The sequence below is a fragment of the Mesoterricola sediminis genome, assembly GCF_030295425.1.
Lineage (GTDB): Bacteria > Acidobacteriota > Holophagae > Holophagales > Holophagaceae > Mesoterricola > Mesoterricola sediminis.
On sequence record NZ_AP027081.1, the window covers coordinates 946,285 to 965,326 of the forward strand.

17 protein-coding genes are annotated in these 19,042 nt (G+C 75.3%); 1 reads left to right on the forward strand and 16 read right to left on the reverse strand.

All coding sequences use genetic code 11. The annotated features are described in order from the left end of the window. Nucleotides 1-82: 82 nt before the first annotated feature. Together R2J75_RS04050 and R2J75_RS04055 are read right to left on the reverse strand one after the other, a co-directional pair. On the reverse strand, nucleotides 83-535 hold the full coding sequence (locus R2J75_RS04050; RefSeq protein WP_316411123.1) for a hypothetical protein: 453 nt from the start codon (nucleotides 533-535) through the stop codon (nucleotides 83-85). Nucleotides 536-661: 126 nt separating this feature from the next. After that, nucleotides 662-1,420 (reverse strand): BON domain-containing protein, encoded by a 759-nt coding sequence (locus R2J75_RS04055; RefSeq protein WP_316411124.1) that lies wholly within the window; start codon nucleotides 1,418-1,420, stop codon nucleotides 662-664. A 79-nt stretch (nucleotides 1,421-1,499) separates the two neighbouring features. On the opposite strand from R2J75_RS04055, the gene R2J75_RS04060 reads away from it, so the two are divergent. Beyond that, nucleotides 1,500-2,789 (forward strand): NAD(P)/FAD-dependent oxidoreductase, encoded by a 1,290-nt coding sequence (locus R2J75_RS04060; protein ID WP_243329291.1) that lies wholly within the window; start codon nucleotides 1,500-1,502, stop codon nucleotides 2,787-2,789. Here the strand turns inward: R2J75_RS04060 and R2J75_RS04065 are convergent. The 14 genes from R2J75_RS04065 to R2J75_RS04130 form a co-directional block, all read right to left on the reverse strand. Next, on the reverse strand, nucleotides 2,752-3,612 hold the full coding sequence (locus R2J75_RS04065; protein ID WP_243345713.1) for a protoheme IX farnesyltransferase: 861 nt from the start codon (nucleotides 3,610-3,612) through the stop codon (nucleotides 2,752-2,754). The genes R2J75_RS04060 and R2J75_RS04065 overlap by 38 nt on opposite strands. Further along, entirely contained in the window at nucleotides 3,609-4,523 is a 915-nt protein-coding gene (coxB, locus tag R2J75_RS04070) for a cytochrome c oxidase subunit II (protein WP_243329293.1), read from the reverse strand. Before coxB ends, R2J75_RS04065 begins: the two co-directional genes overlap by 4 nt. Nucleotides 4,524-4,530: 7 nt before the next feature. Next, nucleotides 4,531-4,794 (reverse strand): cytochrome C oxidase subunit IV family protein, encoded by a 264-nt coding sequence (locus R2J75_RS04075; protein ID WP_243329294.1) that lies wholly within the window; start codon nucleotides 4,792-4,794, stop codon nucleotides 4,531-4,533. Beyond that, nucleotides 4,795-5,373 (reverse strand): cytochrome c oxidase subunit 3, encoded by a 579-nt coding sequence (locus R2J75_RS04080; RefSeq protein WP_316411125.1) that lies wholly within the window; start codon nucleotides 5,371-5,373, stop codon nucleotides 4,795-4,797. After that, on the reverse strand, nucleotides 5,370-6,959 hold the full coding sequence (locus R2J75_RS04085) for a cytochrome c oxidase subunit I (protein WP_243329296.1): 1,590 nt from the start codon (nucleotides 6,957-6,959) through the stop codon (nucleotides 5,370-5,372). The genes R2J75_RS04080 and R2J75_RS04085 overlap by 4 nt, the downstream gene beginning before the upstream one ends. Beyond that, complete coding sequence (locus R2J75_RS04090; RefSeq protein WP_316411126.1) at nucleotides 6,956-7,702, reverse strand: SCO family protein; 747 nt, start codon at nucleotides 7,700-7,702, stop codon at nucleotides 6,956-6,958. The genes R2J75_RS04085 and R2J75_RS04090 overlap by 4 nt, the downstream gene beginning before the upstream one ends. After that, on the reverse strand, nucleotides 7,699-8,514 hold the full coding sequence (locus tag R2J75_RS04095; protein WP_316411127.1) for a c-type cytochrome: 816 nt from the start codon (nucleotides 8,512-8,514) through the stop codon (nucleotides 7,699-7,701). Before R2J75_RS04095 ends, R2J75_RS04090 begins: the two co-directional genes overlap by 4 nt. Continuing rightward, the gene (locus R2J75_RS04100; protein ID WP_316411129.1) at nucleotides 8,511-9,617 is read right to left on the reverse strand and encodes a hypothetical protein; all 1,107 of its coding nucleotides are present in this window, start codon (nucleotides 9,615-9,617) and stop codon (nucleotides 8,511-8,513) included. Before R2J75_RS04100 ends, R2J75_RS04095 begins: the two co-directional genes overlap by 4 nt. Further along, entirely contained in the window at nucleotides 9,614-10,723 is a 1,110-nt protein-coding gene (locus tag R2J75_RS04105) for a quinol:electron acceptor oxidoreductase subunit ActD (protein WP_316411130.1), read from the reverse strand. The genes R2J75_RS04100 and R2J75_RS04105 overlap by 4 nt, the downstream gene beginning before the upstream one ends. Continuing rightward, nucleotides 10,716-12,047, reverse strand: a complete 1,332-nt coding sequence (nrfD, locus tag R2J75_RS04110) for an NrfD/PsrC family molybdoenzyme membrane anchor subunit (RefSeq protein ID WP_243345722.1) — start codon at nucleotides 12,045-12,047, stop codon at nucleotides 10,716-10,718. The genes R2J75_RS04105 and nrfD overlap by 8 nt, the downstream gene beginning before the upstream one ends. Beyond that, complete coding sequence (locus tag R2J75_RS04115; protein WP_316411131.1) at nucleotides 12,044-14,845, reverse strand: 4Fe-4S dicluster domain-containing protein; 2,802 nt, start codon at nucleotides 14,843-14,845, stop codon at nucleotides 12,044-12,046. Before R2J75_RS04115 ends, nrfD begins: the two co-directional genes overlap by 4 nt. Beyond that, on the reverse strand, nucleotides 14,838-14,999 hold the full coding sequence (locus R2J75_RS04120; protein ID WP_243329299.1) for a hypothetical protein: 162 nt from the start codon (nucleotides 14,997-14,999) through the stop codon (nucleotides 14,838-14,840). Before R2J75_RS04120 ends, R2J75_RS04115 begins: the two co-directional genes overlap by 8 nt. A 4-nt stretch (nucleotides 15,000-15,003) precedes the next feature. After that, entirely contained in the window at nucleotides 15,004-15,582 is a 579-nt protein-coding gene (locus tag R2J75_RS04125; RefSeq protein ID WP_316411132.1) for a cytochrome c3 family protein, read from the reverse strand. A gap of 369 nt (nucleotides 15,583-15,951) precedes the next feature. Continuing rightward, the gene (locus R2J75_RS04130; protein ID WP_316411133.1) at nucleotides 15,952-18,996 is read right to left on the reverse strand and encodes an ATP-binding protein; all 3,045 of its coding nucleotides are present in this window, start codon (nucleotides 18,994-18,996) and stop codon (nucleotides 15,952-15,954) included. Nucleotides 18,997-19,042 lie beyond the last annotated feature (46 nt).

Sequence of the window (19,042 nt, forward strand, 5' to 3'; positions counted from 1 at the left end):
CGCGGGGGCGGGGCGTGTCAAGGAAGGGCGGGGGCCCTGGGCGAACAGGGGACGAAACGGCAGGCGCGGCCCTCGGCCGGGCTCAAACGCGGAAGATGGACAGCGTCGCTTGTATGTCTGTTCGATTTACGCGGGGCGGGAGGGGGGTGGGGCTGGACAGGAGCCGGCTGGGCGGCAGCCCCTGTCGGGCGGCGCGCCGGGTCAGGGTGGCGGGCCAGGGCCGGGGGCGGGGGGCTTCGGGCTCCGCGGGGGAACGCCAGGCGCGCATCGCCGTGGCCGGGGCGGCGGGGGCCTCGGCGGCGCCGGTTTCGGCGGGCCCGGAGGTGCGCTGGGGCGTCCGGCAGGGGGTCCCCGGGGCCGGGAGCTGGCCGGCGGTGAGGGCCGGGCCCCCGGGGGCTTCAGGGGCGTGACCGCAGGGGCAGGTGCCGGCCTCGCAGCCGCAAGGGCAAGCGGAGGCCACGGGGGCTCCGACCATGCGAATCCCGCCGACCGGACTCACCAGGGCCAGGACGGCGAGGCCAAGGATCTGGAGCAATCGGCGCACTTGGATTCACCCTTCATCCAGCTTACCACCCCTCGGGCGTCCTTTCAGGGGCCCGGGACCCTCGCCCCCTGGGCGCCTACCGGGAAGCCGGCCGTGCCGGGTTGGTATGAAAATTCCCTAACTGCCTCCGGGCGTCGGTCCCTGCGCCACCTTCATGCGATTGCGGACCGCCCGGACCCCCGAGACCTCCCGGGCCACCTGGGCCGCCAGGGCGCGTTCCTGTCCGGTCCGTGCCGTGCCCCACAGGGTGACGGTGCCCCGGTACGTGGACACCCGGGTGGCGAGGGTCCGGGTCCCCCGGCGGAAGAGGAGCATGACCTTCACCTGGGCGGTGATGGTGGCGTCGTCCAGGCGCTCGGCTAGGGGACGCGCGACGGCCGTGTCCAGGGTGAGGGTGTTCCGCACCTCCCGGACCCCCGCCACGTCCCGGACGACGGCCCCGGCCCGGTCCCGGTCCCGGGCGGCGGGCACGGAGCCCGAGAGGGTGGCGATCCCCTCCCGCACCTCCACGTCGATGCGCTCCGCCCGCAGGTCCCGGCGGTACCGCAGCGCCGCCCGGACCCGTGCGGCGAGCCAAGCGTCCGAGGCCTCCGCGGGCGCGTCGGGGCGGACCTTCAGCCGGTTTTCCACGGAGCGAACGCCCGGCAGTCCCGCCACCGTCTCCTCCGCCAGGGTGCGGTGGAAGCCGTCCGAGACCGTGCCCGTCAGGGTGACAACGCCATTCCGGGCCTGGAGGTCCACCGCATCCTCCCGCAGGTGGACGCGGAAGGCGAAGGTGCGGCGCGCCGCCGCCTCGATGCGGGCGTCCTGGGCGCGGTCCCGCGCGGCCGCCGGCGCGGCCAGCAGGAGGGCGAGCAGGAGGGGGACAGGGCGCATGGGACCTCCGGAACCTGCGTCTTCGATGCCGCTGGCGTCATCCAAGGCCCAGGGGCCGCCGTGCCCCGAGGAGGAATGCATGGAAACGCCCACCGCCGTGCCCCGGATCCTCATCCTCGGCGGGGGCTTCGCCGGGCTGGAGGCCGCCCGGGGCTTGGCCGGGAGCCGGGCCGCGGTGACCCTGGTGGACCGCCAGAACCACCACGTGTTCCAGCCCCTGCTCTACCAGGTGGCCGCGGCCACCCTCTCCCCCGAGGACATCGCGTCGCCCATCCGGCGCCTGCTCAACCGGGCCGCCAACGTGGAGGTGCTCCTGGGCGAGGCGGTGGACCTGGACCCGGCGGCCCGGGCGGTGCGCCTCGCGGACGGGGCCGTCCTGCCCTACGACGTGCTGGTCCTGGCCACGGGGGCCACCCACGCCTATTTCGGCCACGACGCCTGGGCGCGCTGGGCCCCGGGCCTCAAGGACCTCCAGGACGCCCTCCGGGTGCGGGACCGCTTTCTGGAAACCTTCGAGCGGGCGGAGCGGGAGCCGGATCCGGAGGCGCGCCGGGCCCTGCTCACCTTCGTCATCGTGGGCGGCGGCCCCACCGGGGTGGAACTGGCGGGCACCCTCAAGGAGATGGCCCGCCTGTCCCTGCCCCGGGATTTCCGGCGCATCCGCACCGAGCGGGCCCGGGTGGTGCTGGTGGAGGCGGGGCCCCGCATCCTGCCGGCCTTCGGGGAGGACCTGGCGGAGGCCGCCCAGCGGAGCCTGGCCCGCATCGGGGTGGAGGTGCGGGTGGACCAGGCCGTCACGGGCGTGGACGCGGCGGGGGTGGACCTGGGGGCGGAACGGATCCCCGCCCGGACCGTGCTCTGGGCGGCGGGGGTGGCGGCCTCGCCCCTGGGCCGCTGCCTGGGCGTGCCCCTGGACAAGGCCGGCCGGGTGCCGGTGGGGCCGGACCTGTCCCCCCCCGGCCATCCGGAGATCTTCGTGCTGGGGGACCTGGCCGCCGTCGCCCAGGAGGGGGGACGACCTCTCCCCGGGCTGGCGGCCGTGGCCCTGCAGGAGGGGCGCTACGCGGCCCGGGCCATCCGGGCGGACCTGGCGGGCCGGCCCCGGGGCGCCTTCCGCTACCGGGACCGGGGCACCATGGCGACCATCGGCCGCGGGGCCGCCATCGCGGAACTGGGCGCGTTCCGCTTCGCGGGGTACGGGGCCTGGCTCCTGTGGCTCTTCGTCCACCTCATGCTCCTGGTGGACTTCCGGAACCGGGTCTTCGTGTTCTGGCAGTGGCTGTGGGCCTACGCCACGGCCCAGCGGCGGGCCCGCCTGATCCTGGGGCGGCTCAGCCCAAGGCCAGGGCCGCCATCACCTCCAGGATGAACAAATTCGAATCCCCGAAGGCCCGCCGGACGGTGCGGGGTCCCGGGAAGGCGCCCAGGAGGGGGGCGGTGCGCAGCACCCAGAGGCAGGCGCCCGCCCCCAGGATGGCCAGCCCCAGGGGGCGGGCCACGACGCCGGTGGCGGGCAAGAGCAGGCAGGCGATGGCCGTCCCGCAGGCCCAGGCGAAGGCCAGGCGCCGCACGGCCCGGGCCTCCAACCGAACGAGGGGGGTGGGCAGGCCCGCCGCCGCGTAGTCCTGCCCGTGCAGGAGGGCCAGCATCCAGAAGTGGGGCACCTGCCACAGGAAGAACACCAGGCCGATGGCGAGGATCGGCGCCTCGACGGGGCCCCCGCCGGCCGCCGTCCAGCCCATGGCCGGGGGCAGGGCCCCGATGAGGGCGCCCGGCACCACGGCATAGGGGGACCGGCGCTTGAGGGGGGTGTACACGAGCACGTACCAGCCGAGGGCCGCGAGGCCCAGCATCTGGGGCAGGGGACCGAGCCCCCGCCCCAGGACCGCCGCCCCCGCGCCGCAGAGGGCGGTGGCGATGGCACAGGCGGCCCAGGGGCCCAGGGCGCCCCGGGCCACGGGCCGGTCCCGGGTCCGGCGCATGCGGGCGTCCAGGTCCCGTTCCAGCACTTCGTTGAAGGCCGAGGCCCCCATGGCCAGCAGGAGGGTCCCGGCGCCCAGCGGCAGGAGGGCGGCGAGGGGGACCCCGCCGCCCAGGGCGTGGCGGGCCGCGGCGAAGCCCGCCCCCGCAGACAGGGCCGAGAAGGCGGAGATGGTGAATTTGGTCAAGGCGAACCCGTCGCGCAGCCTCATCGGCACCCCTTCAGGAAGCCCACCGCCCGGTCCAGGTCGTCGGGGCCCAGGGCCGCCGCGGGCATGACCCGCGGGTAGCCGTGGACGGGGGCATGGTCGGCGTCGACGATGGCCGTGCGGATCCGGCGCTCGTCCACGCGGATGGTTTCCAGGCCCCGGGGCGTATCCACCTGTTCGGTGCGCCCCAGGAGGCCCTTGAAGGTGGGGCCCACGGCGGGGCGGCCGTCCAGGGTGTGGCAGGCCAGGCAGCCGTGGTCCCGCAGCAGGGCCAGGCCCCGGGGCTGGGGGGCCTGGGGTTCGGGGGCCTCCTCGCCGCCGAAGTACCAGGCCCGGAAATCGGCCTCGGGGACGATGACCGCCTCGGCCACCATGCGGCTGTGGTCCACCCCGCAGATCACCGTGCACTGGATGTCGTAGATGCCCTCCCGGGTGGCCTGGAACCAGGTGCGGTTCACGTGGCCGGGCACGGCGTCGGCCTTCAGCCGGAAGTCGGGGATGTAGAAGCCGTGGATGACATCGGCGGTGAGGACGTCCAGGCCGATGGGCCGGTCCACGGGGGCATAGAGGCGGGCCGTCTCCTTGCCGTTGGGGTAGCGGAAGGACCAGGACCACTGGCGGCCCGTGACGGTCACCCCGAGGGCCTCCCGGGGCACGGTCCGCATGCGCCGGTAGTCGGTCCAGCCGAAGGCGAAGATGGCCAGGAAGAGCCCCGTGGGGACCAGGGTCCAGGTGACCTCCAGGAGGAGGCTGCCCTCGGAGGGCGGCAGCCGGTGGGGGCGCCCGCGCCGGTAGCGCACCACGAAGGCGACCATGGTCGCCGTCAGGCCCGCGTAGAAAAGGAGGCTGACGGCCACCCAGAACCAGAAGACCCGGTCCGTGCCGCCGGCGGCGAGGGAGAGGGGGGCGTTCACGGGCACCTCACCGGAAGGCCGCGTCCGAGAAGAGGAGCGCGAGGTAGATGAGCAGGGTCCCCAGGGCCGCCGCGACCACCATGCGCAGGAGGAAGCCCTCGTGCTTCAGGTGCATGAAGTGGCGGAGCACCAGCCAGGCCTTGGCGGGGGTCAGGACGAGGAGGCCGAGGAAGGCCGGCACCGGGCCCAGGCGGCTCACGGCGACGAGGCCGAGGGTGAGGGCGGCCAGGGCCGCCCAGACGCGGAGGGGCGGGATCCACCAGGGTGTCATTCAGGCCGCCAGGTAGAAGAGGGGGAGGAGGAAGATCCACACGATGTCCACCAGGTGCCAGTAGAGGCCGCCGCATTCCAGGACGATGGGGCGGTCCCGCCGCAGGGCCAGAATGGTCCCCAGCACCAGCAGGCCCGCCACCACATGGAGGCCGTGGAGGCCCGTGAGGGTGTAGTAGAGGCCGAAGAAGACCTGCTCCCCCGGGGGCAGGGCGGCCAGGTGCGGGTGGCCCGGCCGGAGGCCGTGCCCGAACTTGACCGACCACTCCACGGCCTTCACGGCGAGGAAGGCCAGGCCGAGGACGAGGGTGAGGGCCTGGAAGCTCCGGGAGAGCCGCACGAGGTCCCGGCGCCGGGCCTCCAGGGCCAGGGCCATGCTGAGGCTGCTCGTGATGAGCACGAAGGTGTTGGCCACCCCGAGGCGGGCGTCCATGGCCCCGCCGGCGCGGTGGAAGGCCTGGGGGTGCAGGTGCCGCAGGTAGGCGTACCCCATGAGGAGGCCGCCGAAGAGCACCAGCTCCGTGACGAGGAAGAGCCACATGCCCAGGCGGGCGCTGTCCGCGTCGCCGTGGCCGCTCATGGCGTCCCCCGGTGGAGGGCGTAGGGGCCGGCGGTGATCTCGGGGATCGCCTCGAAGTTCTCCACGGGCGGGGGGCTGGGCACGGTCCACTCCAGGGTCGACCCGCCCCAGGGATCGGCGGGGGCCCGGGGGCCCCGGAGGAGGCCCCAGAGGATGCAGCCCACGTAGAGGAGGAGCCCGGCCACCAGGAGCCAGCTCCCCACGGTGATCCACACGTGCAGCTCGTGGTACCGGGGCAGGTGCTGGAAGTAGCGCCGGGGCATGCCCATCCAGCCCGCCACGAGCATCCCGCCGTAGAGGAGGTTGAAGCCCGTGAAGAGGGGGAACCAGGCGGCGAAGGCCGCGCGGCGGGACACCATCCGGCCCGACATCTTGGGGAACCAGTGGAGCCCTGCGGCGAGGAAGGCGAAGCCCGTCCCGCCGAACATCACGTAGTGGAAGTGGCCCACGATCCAGTACGTGTCGTGCACGTGCACGTTGACGGAGAGGGCCCCCTGCAGCACCCCCGTGATCCCGCCGGCGGCGAAGAGGAAGATGAAGGTCAGGGCGTAGAGGAGGGGCGGCTCGAAGGCGATGCGGCCGCGGTGGAGGGTGGCGACCCAGTTGAAGACCTTGATGGAGCTGGGCACGGCCACCAGCATGGTGAGCACGGAAAACACCACGTCCCCCGTCTCGCTCATGCCCGAGGTGAACATGTGGTGGCCCCACACGAGGGAGCCCACGCTGGCGATGCCCAGGCTGGAGAGGGCGATGGCCTTGTACCCGAAGACCGGCCGGTGCGCGAAGGTGGGCAGGATCTCGGAGACCGCCCCCATGGCCGGGACGATCATGATGTACACGGCCGGGTGGGAGTAGATCCAGAAGAGGTGCTGGTAGAGGAGGGGATCGCCGCCCCGGGCGGGGTCGAAGACCCCCACCCCGAAGAGGCGCTCCAGCATGACGAGGATCAGGGTGACGGCCAGCACCGGGGTGGCCAGGATCTGGATCCAGCCGGTGGCGTAGAGGCTCCAGACGAACAGGGGCATCCGGAAGAAGGTCATGCCCGGCGCCCGGAGGCGGTGGATGGTGGCGATGAAGTTGATGCCCGTGAGCATGGAGGAGAAGCCCAGGAGGAAGACCCCGAAGACGGCCAGGCTCACGTTGGTGCCCGTGCGGGTGCTGAAGGGGGCGTAGAAGCTCCAGCCCGTGTCCGGGGGCCCGCCCCCGGTGAAGAGGGAGGCCAGGGCCACGGCCGTGCCCGCCGCGAAGAACCAGAAGGAGGCCAGGTTCAGGCGCGGGAAGGCCACGTCCCGGGCCCCGATGAGGATGGGCAGGAGGAAGTTGCCGAACACCGCCGGCAGGCCGGGGATCACGAAGAGGAAGATCATGATCACCCCGTGCAGGGTGAAGAGGGCGTTGTAGGTCTGGGCCGTGATGAGGTGCTGGAACCGGTAGAGCTGAACCAGGCGCATGACCAGGCCGATCCCCGCCCCCGTGAGGAAGAGGGCGGACATGAGGGCCAGGTAGAGCACCCCCACCCGCTTGTGGTCGGTGGACAGGAGCCATGCGCCGGGCCCGCGCCCGGCCTCCAGGTAGGATGCGTTCATGTCCGCCTCCGGCGCCGGCCCTGGATGGCCAGGGTGATCATGAAGACGAGGAAGCCCGTGACGCCGACGATCCCGAAGAACCGGGTGAGGCTGAACACGTCCCGGCGGGCCGCGGGATCGTAGCGGAAGCAGATGGACAGGGCCTTGGCCACGGTGGGGCCGGTGCGTCCCCCCGCCGCTTCCTGGGCGGCCATCTGCAGTTCCGCGGGCAGGTAGGTGAGCCCGTAGAGGTAGCGGGACACGCGCCCGCCGGGCGCGAGGACGGTGACCACCGCCGGATGGGCGAAGTCCTCCCCCTGGGCCTCGAAGCGGAACCCCACGGCGTCCGCCAGGGCCCGGGTGGCCGCCGCGTCCCCGGTGAGGAAGCGCCAGGACGCCGGGTCCACCGCGCGGGGGATCTGCTGCAGGTAGTTGTCGCGCTTGCGGCGGGCCACGTCCGGGGTGTCCCGGGGATCGAAGCTGACGGTGAGGACGTGGAACCGGTCCCCGGGCTCGCCGGGGCTCCGGGCCAGGGCGTCCACGAGGCCGTTGAGCTGGGGGGTGCAGACCCCGGCGCAGCGGAAGTAGTTGAGGGTCAGGAGGACGGGCTTGTCCAGGAGGCTGCCCAGCACCACCGGGCGGCCTTCCTCGTCCCGCAGGATCAGTTCGACGGGGACCTGGGCCCCGGGGCGTTCGTCCACCCCGAGGCTTGCCCGGGCGGGCAGGGACATCAGGAGGAGGGCCGGGAGGAGGACGTGCTTCATGGGAGCTCCTGGAGGAACCGGCGCCGGCGCTCGGGGGAGGCCACCAGCACGGCGGGGGTGAAGCCGTTGTCCTGGACCTGGGCGGCCACGGCGCCGAGCAAGGCGGTGTCCGAGGCCCGGGCCCCGGGGTGGGCGGCCAGGGCCGCGGCGGCCCGGGCCGGGTCGGCGACGGCCCAGGCCGGGGCCCGGGGCAGGGGGGGCGGGGGCGCGGCCTCCGCGGCGAGGCGGGCCATGGCCCGGGAGACGGGGATCAGGTTGGGGAGGCGGCCCTCCGGCGCCTGGAAGGCGCGGAGCAGGGTCGCCCGATCCTCGGGGCCGTGGTCGAAGGGGCCGAGGCCCATGACGACCCGGGCCAGGGCCACCCGGGCCTTGCGCCCCAGGTGGCGGTAGGGGGCCATGGCGGTGCCGGGGACGCCCTCCTCCAGGGTCCGGAGGATGCCGGCGAGGTCGGCCCCGTGCTTCCAGCCCCCGGTCTGGGTGAAGTCCCGGGGCGGCGGAGCGAGGCCCCGGCCCGCAGGTCCGTCCCCGCGACCCGCCGGACCGTGGCAGCCCGCGCACAGGCGGTCGTAGGTGCGGCGGGCCTCGGCGAGGGCCGCCGGGTCCGGGTCCAGGAGGGTGGCCGGATCCACCTTCGGGGGCAGGCCGCCGCGCACGGCCGGGCACTCCGTGGGGTCCAGCCAGCCGGTGGCCTCCCGGGGCCCCCGGGGCAGGCCCCGGCCCCGGCCCAGGCCGGGCGTGACGAGGAAGGCGAAGACCCCCGCGAGGCAGAGGCACCCGCCCAGGGCGGCGGCGGTTTCGGCCCGGCGGATCACAGGCGGAACCCCAGGCCCGAGGCCAGGCGGGGATCCCCCTGGGGCAGGTCGGCCCCGAGGCGGTCCGCCCAGCCGAGCCAGGCCAGGCCCGCGCCGCCCAGGGCCAGGGCGATGGCCGCCTCGGGCCAGCCGAACCGGAGGGGGAGGCCCGCCGAGGGCAGCACCAGCCAGGCCGTGTCCAACAGGTGGCCCGCCAGGACCAGGAGGGCCACCCCGGCCAGGCGGCGGGGGTCCGATTTGGCCGCCCGGGGCAGCAGGAGGAGGAAGGGAACGGCGAAGCGGAGGAGGGCGAGGCAGACGCTGGCCTTCCGCCAGCCGCCCTGGAGGCGCAGGAGGTACCAGCCGGCTTCGTCCGGCAGGTTGCCGTACCACATGAGCAGGTACTGGGCATAGGCGATGTAGGCCCAGAAGGCCGTGAACGCGAAGAGCCAGGCCCCCAGGTTGTGCAGGTGATCGGGGCGGAGGCCGGGGAGCCGCCCCTGGCGGCGCAGGGCCAGGGTGGCGAGGGTTGTCGCGGCGAAGCCCGCCAGGAGGCTGCCGGCGGTGAGATACACGCCCAGCAGGTCGCTGTACCAGGCCGGCGTGAGGCCCCCCACCCAGTCGTAGGCGGTCTGGGTGATCACCAGGGCGTAGAGCGCCATGAAGCCCGGCGCGAAGCGGCGCAGGCGGGCGCCATGGACGGCGGCGTCGCCGGCGGCCATGCGCAGGGAGAGGCCCGTCAGGACCTGGGCGGACAGGAGGCACAGGCCCATGGCGAGGGTCACCCGCAGGGCGACGGCCGGCGCCCCGAGCCAGGTGGCCTTGGCCCCGCCCGCGGGCCAGCCGGGGTACAGGGGGCCGAGGGCGCCCAGGGCCAAGGCGGCCACGGGGGCCAGGGGCCAGGCCAAGGTGGCCAGGCGCTCCGGCACCCGGCGGAGGGGCACGCTCCAGCGGGCGCCCACCAGGTGCTCCAGGGCCGGCTGGAAGAGGCAGCCCAGGACGAGGGTCTGCAGGAAGAGAAAGGCCGTGATCCAGGCGCCCCAGAAGCGGAGCGGGTCGACCCGCCAGGCGGTGTAGGCGCCCAGGGCGCCGGCGGCCGCGGCGAGGCGGAGAAGGCGGGTCATGGGGTTCCCTCCGGGAGATCGGCGTCCGGCGCGTGGCGGGCGCGCTGCAGGGCGCGGACGTAGTGGACGACGGCCCAGGCCCGCGTGCCCTCCAGCTCCGCCTCGTGGCCGGGCATGGCGTTCCGGCCCTTGAGCACCACCCACCAGATGCGGCCGTCCGGGTAGGCCCGGACGGTGTCCGTGTGGAGGTTGGCGGGGGCGGCCCCGTAGGCGCTCCCCAGGGTGCCGCGGCCGTCGCCCAGGGGGCCGTGGCAGACGACGCACCGGGCCTGGAAGGCCGCCCGGCCCTCGGCGAGGACGGCGGCGGTGGCGGGGAGGGGGTTCGCGAAGCCCGAGGCCTCCTCGAGGCCCGCGGCCCCCGGCGGCATGTGCCCCCGGGCCACCGTGCCGGGGACGGGGGGGCGCTGGCCCCGCCCGTCCGGGAAGAACCGGCTGGGCGCCTGGGGGTTCAGGCGGGGCTGGCGTTCCATGCGCACCATGGGCCGGACCTCCGGGTAGACCTTGACGGCCCCGTAGGCCAGCAGGCCCGCCGCGGCCGCGGCGCCCCCGGCGGCGAGGAGCGCGGCCCCGGGCCGCCGGGGATGGACGGTGAGCCGGACCCGCTCCACGTCCCGGGCCCCCGCCTCCCGCAGGGCCGCCTCGCAGGCCGCGGGATCCCCTTCCAGGGAGAGCGCGTAGCCGTCCCGGGTGATGGCGGCCATGGCGCGGGTCGCCAGCAGGGGGTGCCCGAAGGCGGGAAGCCCGTTCAGGAGGAGGAGCATGCCCAGGGCCGCGGCGGCCGCCGCGAAGAGGATGGCCACCTCGAACACCACGGGCACGAGGGGGACCCAGCTGCCTTCCGGCTTGCCGCTGACCCGGAGGGGGTAGTCCACGGCCGTCGTCCACCAGGCCAGGAGGAAGCCGGCCCCGGCGCCGAGGGCCGCGCCCAGGCCCACCAGGGGGGCCAGGGGCCCCTCGGGGCGGCCGAGGGCGGCCTGGAGGCCGTGGACCTCGTGGGGAGCGTAGGCCTCCAGCGGGCCCCGGCCCCGGAGGGCCCGGGCGGCGGCGAGGAGGTCCTCGGGGCCGGAGAAGAGGCCGACGGCGCCCCAGGGATGGGTGTCAGGCATGGCCGGCCTCCCGCTGAGAGGCCTTCACCTCGGAGGTCGCCACGATGGGGAGGAACCGGATGAAGAGGAGCACCAGCGTGAAGAAGAGCCCGAAGGAGCCCGCCAGGATCCCCAGGTCGACCCAGGTGGGGGAGAAGGGGCGGGAGGCGCTGGGCAGGTAGTCCTGGTGCAGGCCGATGACGATGATGACGAAGCGCTCGAACCACATGCCCACCGTGACGGCGGCCGCCACGGGCAGCAGGGTCCGGTAGCTGCGGCGGCAGCGCCGCCACCACAGGAGCTGGGGGGCGCCCACGTTGCAGGCCAGGGTGAGGAGGCCCGCCCAGCCGTACCGCCCGGTGACCATGGCCCGGAAGACCCGGGCCAGGTGGGCCTCCTGGCTGTACCAGGCAGTGAAGCCCTCCATGAGGTAGGCGTAGGCCATGAGGCAGCTCATGGCCAGGAGGACCTTGGCCATGGCGTCCATGTGGTCCCAGGTGACGATGCCGCCCAGCCCCAGCCGCTCCCGGGCCGCGGCGAGGACGAGGATGACCATGGCGAAGCCCGCGAAGATGGCCCCGGCCACGAAGTAGGGGGGGAAGAGGGTCATGTGCCAGCCCGGCACCACCGAGACGGCGAAATCGAAGCTCACCACGGAGTGGACGCTGATGACGAGGGCGGTGGCGAGGCCCGCGAGGAGGAGGGTGGCCCGGCCGTGGTGGGCCCAGTGGGCGGCGGAGCCCCGCCAGCCCAGGGCGAGGACGGTGTAGAGGCGCTTGCGGGGCCCGGGCGCCGCCCGCTCCCGCAGGGTCGCCAGGTCGGGGATGAGGCCCACGTACCAGAACAGGAGGGAGACGGTGAAGTAGGTGCCCACGGCGAACACGTCCCAGACCAGGGGGCTCCGGAAGTTGGGCCAGAGGGCCCGCTGGTTGGGGTAGGGGAAGAGCCAGAAGGCGAGCCAGGGCCGGCCCACGTGGAGGAGGGGGAAGAGGCCGGCGCAGATGACGGCGAAAATGGTCATGGCCTCGGCGAACCGGGCGATGGCGTCCCGCCAGCGCTGGCGGAAGAGGAGGAGGATGGCGCTGATGAGGGTGCCCGCGTGGCCGATGCCCACCCAGAAGACGAAGTTGATGATGCCGAAGGCCCAGAAGACGGGGGAATTGTTGCCCCACACGCCGATCCCGGCGTAGACGGTGTAGCCCATGAGGGCGAAGCCGAAGGCCATCAGGGCGGCGGTGCAGGCCAGGGCCCGCTTCCACCAGGCGGGAGCCGGCCCCTCGGCGAGGGCCAGCACCTGGTCGTCCAGGGCGGCCAGGGGCGAGGCGTCCGGATGCGGGGCGGTCACGGGCGGCCTCCGGAGAGGGCGGGATGCGGGTTGCGCACCCGGGCCAGGTAGGTGATGGCCGGCCGCGTGCCCAGGTCCTCGAGGACGTGGTAGCCCCGGGGGTCGGCGCTGAGCCGGGCGGCGCGGCTGCCGGGGTCCGCCAGATCCCCGAAGACGATGGCCTCGGTGGGACAGGCCGCGGCGCAGGCGGGCACCACCTCCCCGTCCCGGATGGGACGGCCCTCTCCCCCGGCCCGCTGGTGGGCGTCCTGGATGCGCTGGACGCAGAAGGTGCACTTCTCCATCACGCCGCGGGGCCGGACGGTGACATCGGGGTTGAAGGCCAGGAGCTCGGGCTCCGCCTTCGTCCCGTTGTACTCCAGGAAATTGAACCGCCGGACCTTGTAGGGGCAGTTGTTGGCGCAGTAGCGGACCCCCACGCAGCGGTTGTAGACCATCTGGTTGAGGCCCTCTGGGCTGTGGTTGGTGGCGTTGACCGGGCACACGCTCTCGCAGGGGGCGTCCCCGCAGTGCTGGCAGAGCATGGGCTGGTGGACGGCCCCCTCCGGATCCCAGGCGGTGTCGATGCGCAGCCAGTGCATCTCCCGCCCGCGGGCCACCTGCTCGGGACCCACCACGGGCACGTTGTTCTCGGATTGGCAGGCCACCACGCAGCCTGGGCAGCCCAGGCAGGCGGTGAGGTCGATGGCCATGCCCCACCGGGGCCCGGCCGGCGCCGGGTGAGGGTAGAGGCTGGGATGGTGGGCGTCCTCCCGCACCAGGCCGGGGAGGTCGGCCCGGCGCAGGTGGCGGGCGGGAGTCTCCCCGGGCAGGGGATCCCGGCCCCGGGTGGCGGGCAGGCTCAGGCGGCCGCGGCCCTTGCTGAGGACCGTTCCCGTCACGAGGAAGGGGGAGGGGCCCCGGAGGCCGGTGAAGGGGAAGGCGCAGACGCCGATGCCCCGGGCGGGGCCCGCCTTCCGGCCGTAGCCCAGGGCGAGGGCCAGGGTGCCCTCCGCCTGGCCGGGCTGGAGGTGGAGGGGCGCGAGGACCCGGACGCCTCCGGCCTGGATCCAGGCCTGGTCCCCCTCGGCCAGCCCCAGGCGCTGGGCGTCCGCGGGGGCGATCAGGAGGGGGGCGCCCCAGGTGGTCTTGTGGATGGGGTCGGGCAGCTCCTGGAGCCAGCCGCTGGCGCCGAAGCGCCCGTCGCCCACGCCGGGACCCGCGTGGAGGGCGAGGTCGAAGCCGGCGGGGGCCGCGGCGGCGGCGGCCCGGACGGCCTCCGCCACGCAGCCGCCCCGGAAGGGGGGGGCCGGCGGGTCGGGCCGCCCCTCCACCACCCCTTCGTGGAGGGCCGCCTGGAAGAAGCGGAGGAAGGGCACGGGCCCGGCCAGGGGGTGGACCTCCGCCCGCCACCGGGCCCGGATGCGGTCCAGGTGCGCGGGGGCGGGGGCGCCCGGCTCCGCCAGCGCCGCCGCCAGGATGTCCTCCCCCTGGCGGCTGTCGTAGAGGGGACCCACCGCCGGCTGCTGGAGGAGTTCGTAGCCGCCGTCCCGGTGGTCCCCCCAGGCCTCCAGCCAGTGGTGCTCCGGCAGGAGGAGGCGGCAGCGCCCGGAGGTCTCGTCCGCCTCCGTCCCGATCCACACCGCGGCGGGGGAGGCCGCCAGGGCCGCGCGCCACCCGTCCGCGTCCGGGGCGGCGTAGGCGGGGTTGGCGCCCCAGGCGAGGATCACCTGGCAGGCCCCCGACCGGGCCCGGGCCAGGGCGGCGTCCAGGTCCGCCGGGCCGGCCAGGGTCTGGGCCGGTTCGAGGCGAAAGGCCCGGGAGCCCAGCATGGCGTTGAGGAGGTGGGCGGCCACCTGGGTCTCCGGGGGCAGGCCCTCGCCGCAGAGGACCACCGCCCGGGGCCCGGCCTCCGCCAGGTCCGACGCGAGGGCGCTCCGGAACGGGCCCGTCAGCTCCGGGGCGGGGAGGTCCGGCAGGACCGCCCCCGGGGGCAGGGGCCGGCCGTGGCGCGCGTGCAGGTCCCGGGCCAGGGCGAAGGCCACGGCGGCCAGGCGCGAGGGGCGCACCGCCAGCCGATGGTCCGCGTTGGAGCCCGTGAGGGTGACGGGGCCCTCCAGGGACCACAGGCGCACGGGGGCCGCCGGATCCCGGCGGGCGGCGGCGAAGGCGCGGGCCGCGGCGGGATCGGACCCGTCGAAGGGGTCGGCGCCCAGGGTGAGGATGCAGCGCGCCCGGTCCAGGACGGGGCGCAGGAGGGCGGCCCGGCCGAAGGCGGCCAGGGCTCCGGCCTGGGCGCCCAGGGCGAGGCCCGGCTCCCAGGCGAGGTGCTCCAGGCCCGGCAGCGCCGCCCGCAGCTCCTGGAGGAAGCGCAGGCGGCTGGGGCTGGCGGTGGCCCCCATGAGGAGGAGCCCTTTGCCGCCAGCCCGCAGGGGCGCCAGGGCCTCCCGCAGGGCGGCCGTCGCGCGGGTCCAGTCCACCCGGGCGCCGTCCAGCCTGGGGCCGTCCACCCGGCCGGGTCCGTAGAGGGTCTGGATGCCCGCCATGGCCTGGGCGCAGGCGGCGCCCCGCAGGTCCGGGTGGGCGTCGTTGCCGGCGATGTGGACGGGGCGGCCCTCCCGGGTCCGCACCAGCACGGCCAGGGCGCGCTGGCCGAGGGGGCAGGTGGAGGCGTAGTGGACCGGGAGCCCCGGCACGGCTTCGGGCGTCCGGCGCGCGAGGGGCACGGCCAGGCGCCGGTCCCCGCAGCCGGCCGCGGCGAGGGCCGCCGCCGCGGCCGCGCCGCCCAGGAAGGTCCTGCGGGAGATGACTTCAGGCATGGCGTTTCACCGAGAGGAGGGGGGGCCCGATCCGGGGCTTGGGGGCGGGGGGCGCCGGCTCGGAGGCCGGGGGGGACGGCTCCCCGCCGAGGCGGCGCAGGATCTGGAGGGCGAGGGCGGAGCCCAGGGCGAGCAGGAGGGCGCGTCGGGTCATGGGGTCACCGGTGGCAGGCGGTGCAATGCTCGGGTCCCCGAAGGGGTCCCCGGGCGGGGGGCGCGCCGGAGGCGGGTTCGCGGAGGCCCGGGTGGCGGTGGCAGTCGAGGCAGGCGCCCATCCGCAGGTTCATGCGCCGTTCCAGGGTCACCATGTCCTGCACGTCGCCGTGGCAGTCCTGGCAGGCGAAGCCGGCGCGCAGGTGGGGCCGGTGATCGAAGGCCACGTGATCGGGGAGGGTGTGGACCCGGACCCAGGCCAGGGGCTCGCCCCGCTCCGCCATGCGGGCGAGGGTCTGGATCGCGGGCCGGTCCACCCGGGTGACCCGGTGGCAGCCCATGCACAGGTCGGCCCCCGGAAGGCCGGCCACCGGCGAGCGCGGGGCCCCGGCGTGGCAGTAGAGGCAGGGGATCGCCAGCTGGCCGGCGTGCTGCTCGTGGGAGAAGGGCAGGGGCTGGGCGGGCGCCGCTCCGCGGCGCAGGGCCTCCGGCTGGGTGAGCCAGCCCACGGCCAAGGCCGCGGTGGCGCCGCCGAGCAGGGCCGCCGGAACGACCCGGCGGAAGAGGAGATCCAAGGGATGCATGGCGGAGGCTCAGGGGCATGGGCGTTTCGGCCGGGCCGGCCCGGATGGGACCGGCGCGAGGATGGGGATGCGGCGGCCCCGGCCTTCGTTCCCGGACCGGGCCACGGGCGCTCCCAGGCTGACGTTCGCGGTCCAAGGGGACATGACGCCTCCCTTCCGGGGCCTCCACCTGCTTCAGGTCCGGGGGGATGAGCCTGAGGCCGCCCTCCGGGTGGAGGGCTTCAACGCGGTGGCCATGCTGGATACCGCCTCGCGGTGAAGGGCGCGGATCCGGGACGGGCCCTGGAGGACGCAGTCAGGTGGCGGAACAGGGTCAATATGGCCCCGGGTCCCGCCTGCGCAAGCCTCTTTTTTTGCTATTAATTATGTTTACTTGTCACCCATGGCCGCGGCCGGGGTGCGGGGCAGGCGCACCGTGAAGCGGGCCCCCTCGCCGGGGGCGCTCCAGGCTTCGAGGGTGCCGCCCAGGAGCTGGACGAGCCGTTGGCTGATGGTGAGGCCGAGGCCCGTGCCGCCGTGCCGGCGGTACGTGTCCAGGGCCCCCTGCTCGAAGGCCTCGAAGATGCGTCCGAACTGGTCCGGATCCAGGCCCGGCCCCGTATCGGCCACGGCGATGGCGAGGCCGTCCCCGTCCTCCCGGGCCTCGAGGCGGATCACGCCGCGCTCGGTGAACTTGCACGCGTTCCCGCCCAGGTTGAGGAGGATCTGCCGGAGCTTGGTGATATCCGTGACGAGACCCGGGAGGCCGGGCTGGCAGGTGATGTCCAGGCGGTTGCCCCGGGCGTCGGCCAGGGGCAGGAGGGTGTCGCGGACCTCGGCCAGCAGGGTCGGCAGGTCCGTCTCCTCGAGGCTGCACTGCATCATGCCCGCCTCGATCTTGGCCATGTCGAGGACGTTGTTGATCATGGCCAGGAGATGGCGGCCCGCCGCCTGGATCTTGCGCAGGTCGCTGGAGGACTCCGCGTCGTTCCGCTCCAGCGCGCCGTCCTGGAGCAGCTCGCTGTAGAGCAGGATGGCGTTCAGCGGCGTGCGGAGCTCGTGGCTCATGCTGGCCAGGAACATGTCCTTGGCGCGGGAGGCGCGCTCCAGTTCCGCGTTGGCCTCGCGGAGCTCCCGGGTGCGCAGGGCGACCTCGGAGGCCAGGGCCTCGTTCCGGGACCGGAGGGCGCGGTGGCGCGCCCGCAGGAGGGCCCACACGGCCGCGGTCGCGGCCAGCGCGCCGCCGGCGCGCGCCCACCAGGTCTCCCACCAGTGGGGCAGGACGCGGAAGGGGAGCACCAGGCTCCGCCCGGCCGGGACGCCGTTCCGCACGAGGCGCACCTCGAGCTCGCGCTGGCCCGGGGGGATGGCGCTGTAGCGGACATGGAGCCCTTCCACGGGCACCCAGTCGGAATCCACGCCCGGGAGCCGGGCCTCCAGGGTGAGGGAGGTGGGGGCGCAGAAGGAGGACGTCCCGAACCGGGCGTCCAGGGGCCGCCCCGCGCGGATCACCGGCGGGAAGAAGGTGGGGAGGAGGGCGCCTCCGGCCCGCCATTCCAGGAGGATGGGCGGCTTCGGGGGCGGCAGGGGCGTCTCGGCCCGCGTGTCGAAGGCGCCGAGGCCCTCGGAGGTGCCGTACCAGAGGGAGCCGTCCGGCTCCACGAGGAGTCCCTGGCTGGTGGCGTCGGCGCTGGGGATGCCTTCGCCGGGGGCGAACCAGGCCTCCAGGGAGGTGCCGCCCGGGCCCAGCCGCGCGAGGCCCTGGCTCGTCCCGACCCAGAGGCGGCCGCGGGCGTCCGCGTCCAGCGCGTAGACCACGAGGCCGGGCCGGTTCAGGAAGGGGCGGACGGTGCCCGCGCAGGTCCAGCCGTTGCCGCTCCGGCGGTGGCGGGTGAGGACGGGGTCCTCCAGGTAGGCCACCCAGATGTCCCCCGCCGGGTCGCGCACCGCCCCCAGCGGGGTGAGGGCGGGGGGGGTCCCGAGGCTGCGCCACGCGCCCCCGTCCCGGTAATAGACGCCGGCGCGGGTGCAGAGGAAGACCTCTCCCCGGCCGTCCTGGACCACCTCGAAGATGTCGTCCACGCGCTTGCCGTCCACCCGCACGGGGCCCCAGGTCCAGGTTCCGCCGGCGCGCCGGCCTTCGGCGAGTCCCTGCTGGTAGTCGGAGACCCAGACGGTGCCGTCGGCCCCGATGCCCAGGCCGCGGGAGACGGGTGACGGGGCCAGGTTGGGAACCCGGAGGGCCTCGACCGCGAGGGTGTCGGGATCCACCCGGTAGAGGACGCCTCCGGGGCTGCCCACCGCCAGCATGGAGCCGTCGGGATGGCGCCGGACCCTGGAGAAATGGCCCAGCCTCACCGTCCGCCAGCGCCCGCCATCGGCGACGGCGAGGCCCCCGCTCGTGGCCGCCCAGAGCCGGCCCCGGGCGTCCCGGGCCGCGTTCCAGGCCACCCGGTCGGGAAGGCCGTCCTCGACCCCGTAGACGGTCCAGAGACCCCGGCCGAGGACCTGGACCACGCCGGTGGCGCCCAGCCACGGCGTGCCCTCCTGGTCCACCATGGCGGTCCGGGGCCGGTTCCCGCCGGCATCCGGCCTCACGAGCCGGACCTCCCGGCCCCTGCAGCGGGCGATGCCCGCCGGGGTGTTGACCCAGAGCCAGCCCTCCCGGTCGCGGGTGATCCGCAGGTTGTCCGGGGCGGGCTGGTCGAAGACGCCCCGGACCCGCTCCCAGCCGGCGGCGCCCGGGCCCCGCCTGAACATGCCGGCGCTGGAGCGGATCCAGGTCCAGCCGGCCCCGTCGGCCCCGGCGGCGAGGGCGTTGCGGGCCCCGGGTGGCAGGGACTCGCGCGTCCACCCGCCGCCCGGCGCCGGGTTCCAGATCGCAGCCGGGTCCACGAGCCTGGCGCCGGCGCGCTCCGGGACGGCCACCACGGCGGTGATCCGGCCGGCCCCCTTCGGCGGGTCCACGGCCCGGAAGGCCCGGGTGGCGTGCTCCCGGCGGTGGGTGGCCCCGAAGCTGTGGACCCACAGCGCGCCCTGGGCGTCGAAGGAGAGGGTGCGGACGTGCTCGGCCGGGAGGTTTCCGCCGGCCTGGAAGGAGCCCGCGGGATCCAGCAGGCCGAGGCCGTGCCGGGTCCCGATCCAGAGGCCCTCTTCCGGGTCGGGCAGGAGGGACGTGATGAAGCGGTAGTCGGTGGGGAGGTCCAGGGGCTCGAACCGGTGCCCGTTGTACCGGAAGAGGCCCGCCTCGGTGCCCGCGTAGATCATGCCGTCGTTGCCCTGGGCCACGGCCAGGACGGACAGGTTCGTCAGTCCCTCCTGGAAGCCGAAGACCCGGGCCCGCACGTGCCCGGGCCCCTGGGCGGGGGCGGGCGCCGCCCCGGAGGCCAGCAGGAGGCCCAGGGCGGCGAGGATCGGCATTCCGGGTAAGCGCATGGGCGGGGTCGGGCGGAGTGGGCGGGAGCACCCAGGATACCAGAGC

Bases quoted from the DNA above. Each gene is read 5' to 3' on its own strand.
- R2J75_RS04055 (WP_316411124.1), bottom strand. From the start codon at position 1,420: ATGCGCCCTGTCCCCCTCCTGCTCGCCCTCCTGCTGGCCGCGCCGGCG.
- R2J75_RS04060 (WP_243329291.1), top strand. From the start codon at position 1,500: ATGGAAACGCCCACCGCCGTGCCCCGGATCCTCATCCTCGGCGGGGGC.
- R2J75_RS04065 (WP_243345713.1), bottom strand. From the start codon at position 3,612: ATGAGGCTGCGCGACGGGTTCGCCTTGACCAAATTCACCATCTCCGCC.
- R2J75_RS04075 (WP_243329294.1), bottom strand. From the start codon at position 4,794: ATGACACCCTGGTGGATCCCGCCCCTCCGCGTCTGGGCGGCCCTGGCC.
- R2J75_RS04080 (WP_316411125.1), bottom strand. From the start codon at position 5,373: ATGAGCGGCCACGGCGACGCGGACAGCGCCCGCCTGGGCATGTGGCTC.
- R2J75_RS04085 (WP_243329296.1), bottom strand. From the start codon at position 6,959: ATGAACGCATCCTACCTGGAGGCCGGGCGCGGGCCCGGCGCATGGCTC.
- R2J75_RS04090 (WP_316411126.1), bottom strand. From the start codon at position 7,702: ATGAAGCACGTCCTCCTCCCGGCCCTCCTCCTGATGTCCCTGCCCGCC.
- R2J75_RS04100 (WP_316411129.1), bottom strand. From the start codon at position 9,617: ATGACCCGCCTTCTCCGCCTCGCCGCGGCCGCCGGCGCCCTGGGCGCC.
- R2J75_RS04105 (WP_316411130.1), bottom strand. From the start codon at position 10,723: ATGCCTGACACCCATCCCTGGGGCGCCGTCGGCCTCTTCTCCGGCCCC.
- R2J75_RS04115 (WP_316411131.1), bottom strand. From the start codon at position 14,845: ATGCCTGAAGTCATCTCCCGCAGGACCTTCCTGGGCGGCGCGGCCGCG.
- R2J75_RS04120 (WP_243329299.1), bottom strand. From the start codon at position 14,999: ATGACCCGACGCGCCCTCCTGCTCGCCCTGGGCTCCGCCCTCGCCCTC.
- R2J75_RS04125 (WP_316411132.1), bottom strand. From the start codon at position 15,582: ATGCATCCCTTGGATCTCCTCTTCCGCCGGGTCGTTCCGGCGGCCCTG.
- R2J75_RS04130 (WP_316411133.1), bottom strand. From the start codon at position 18,996: ATGCGCTTACCCGGAATGCCGATCCTCGCCGCCCTGGGCCTCCTGCTG.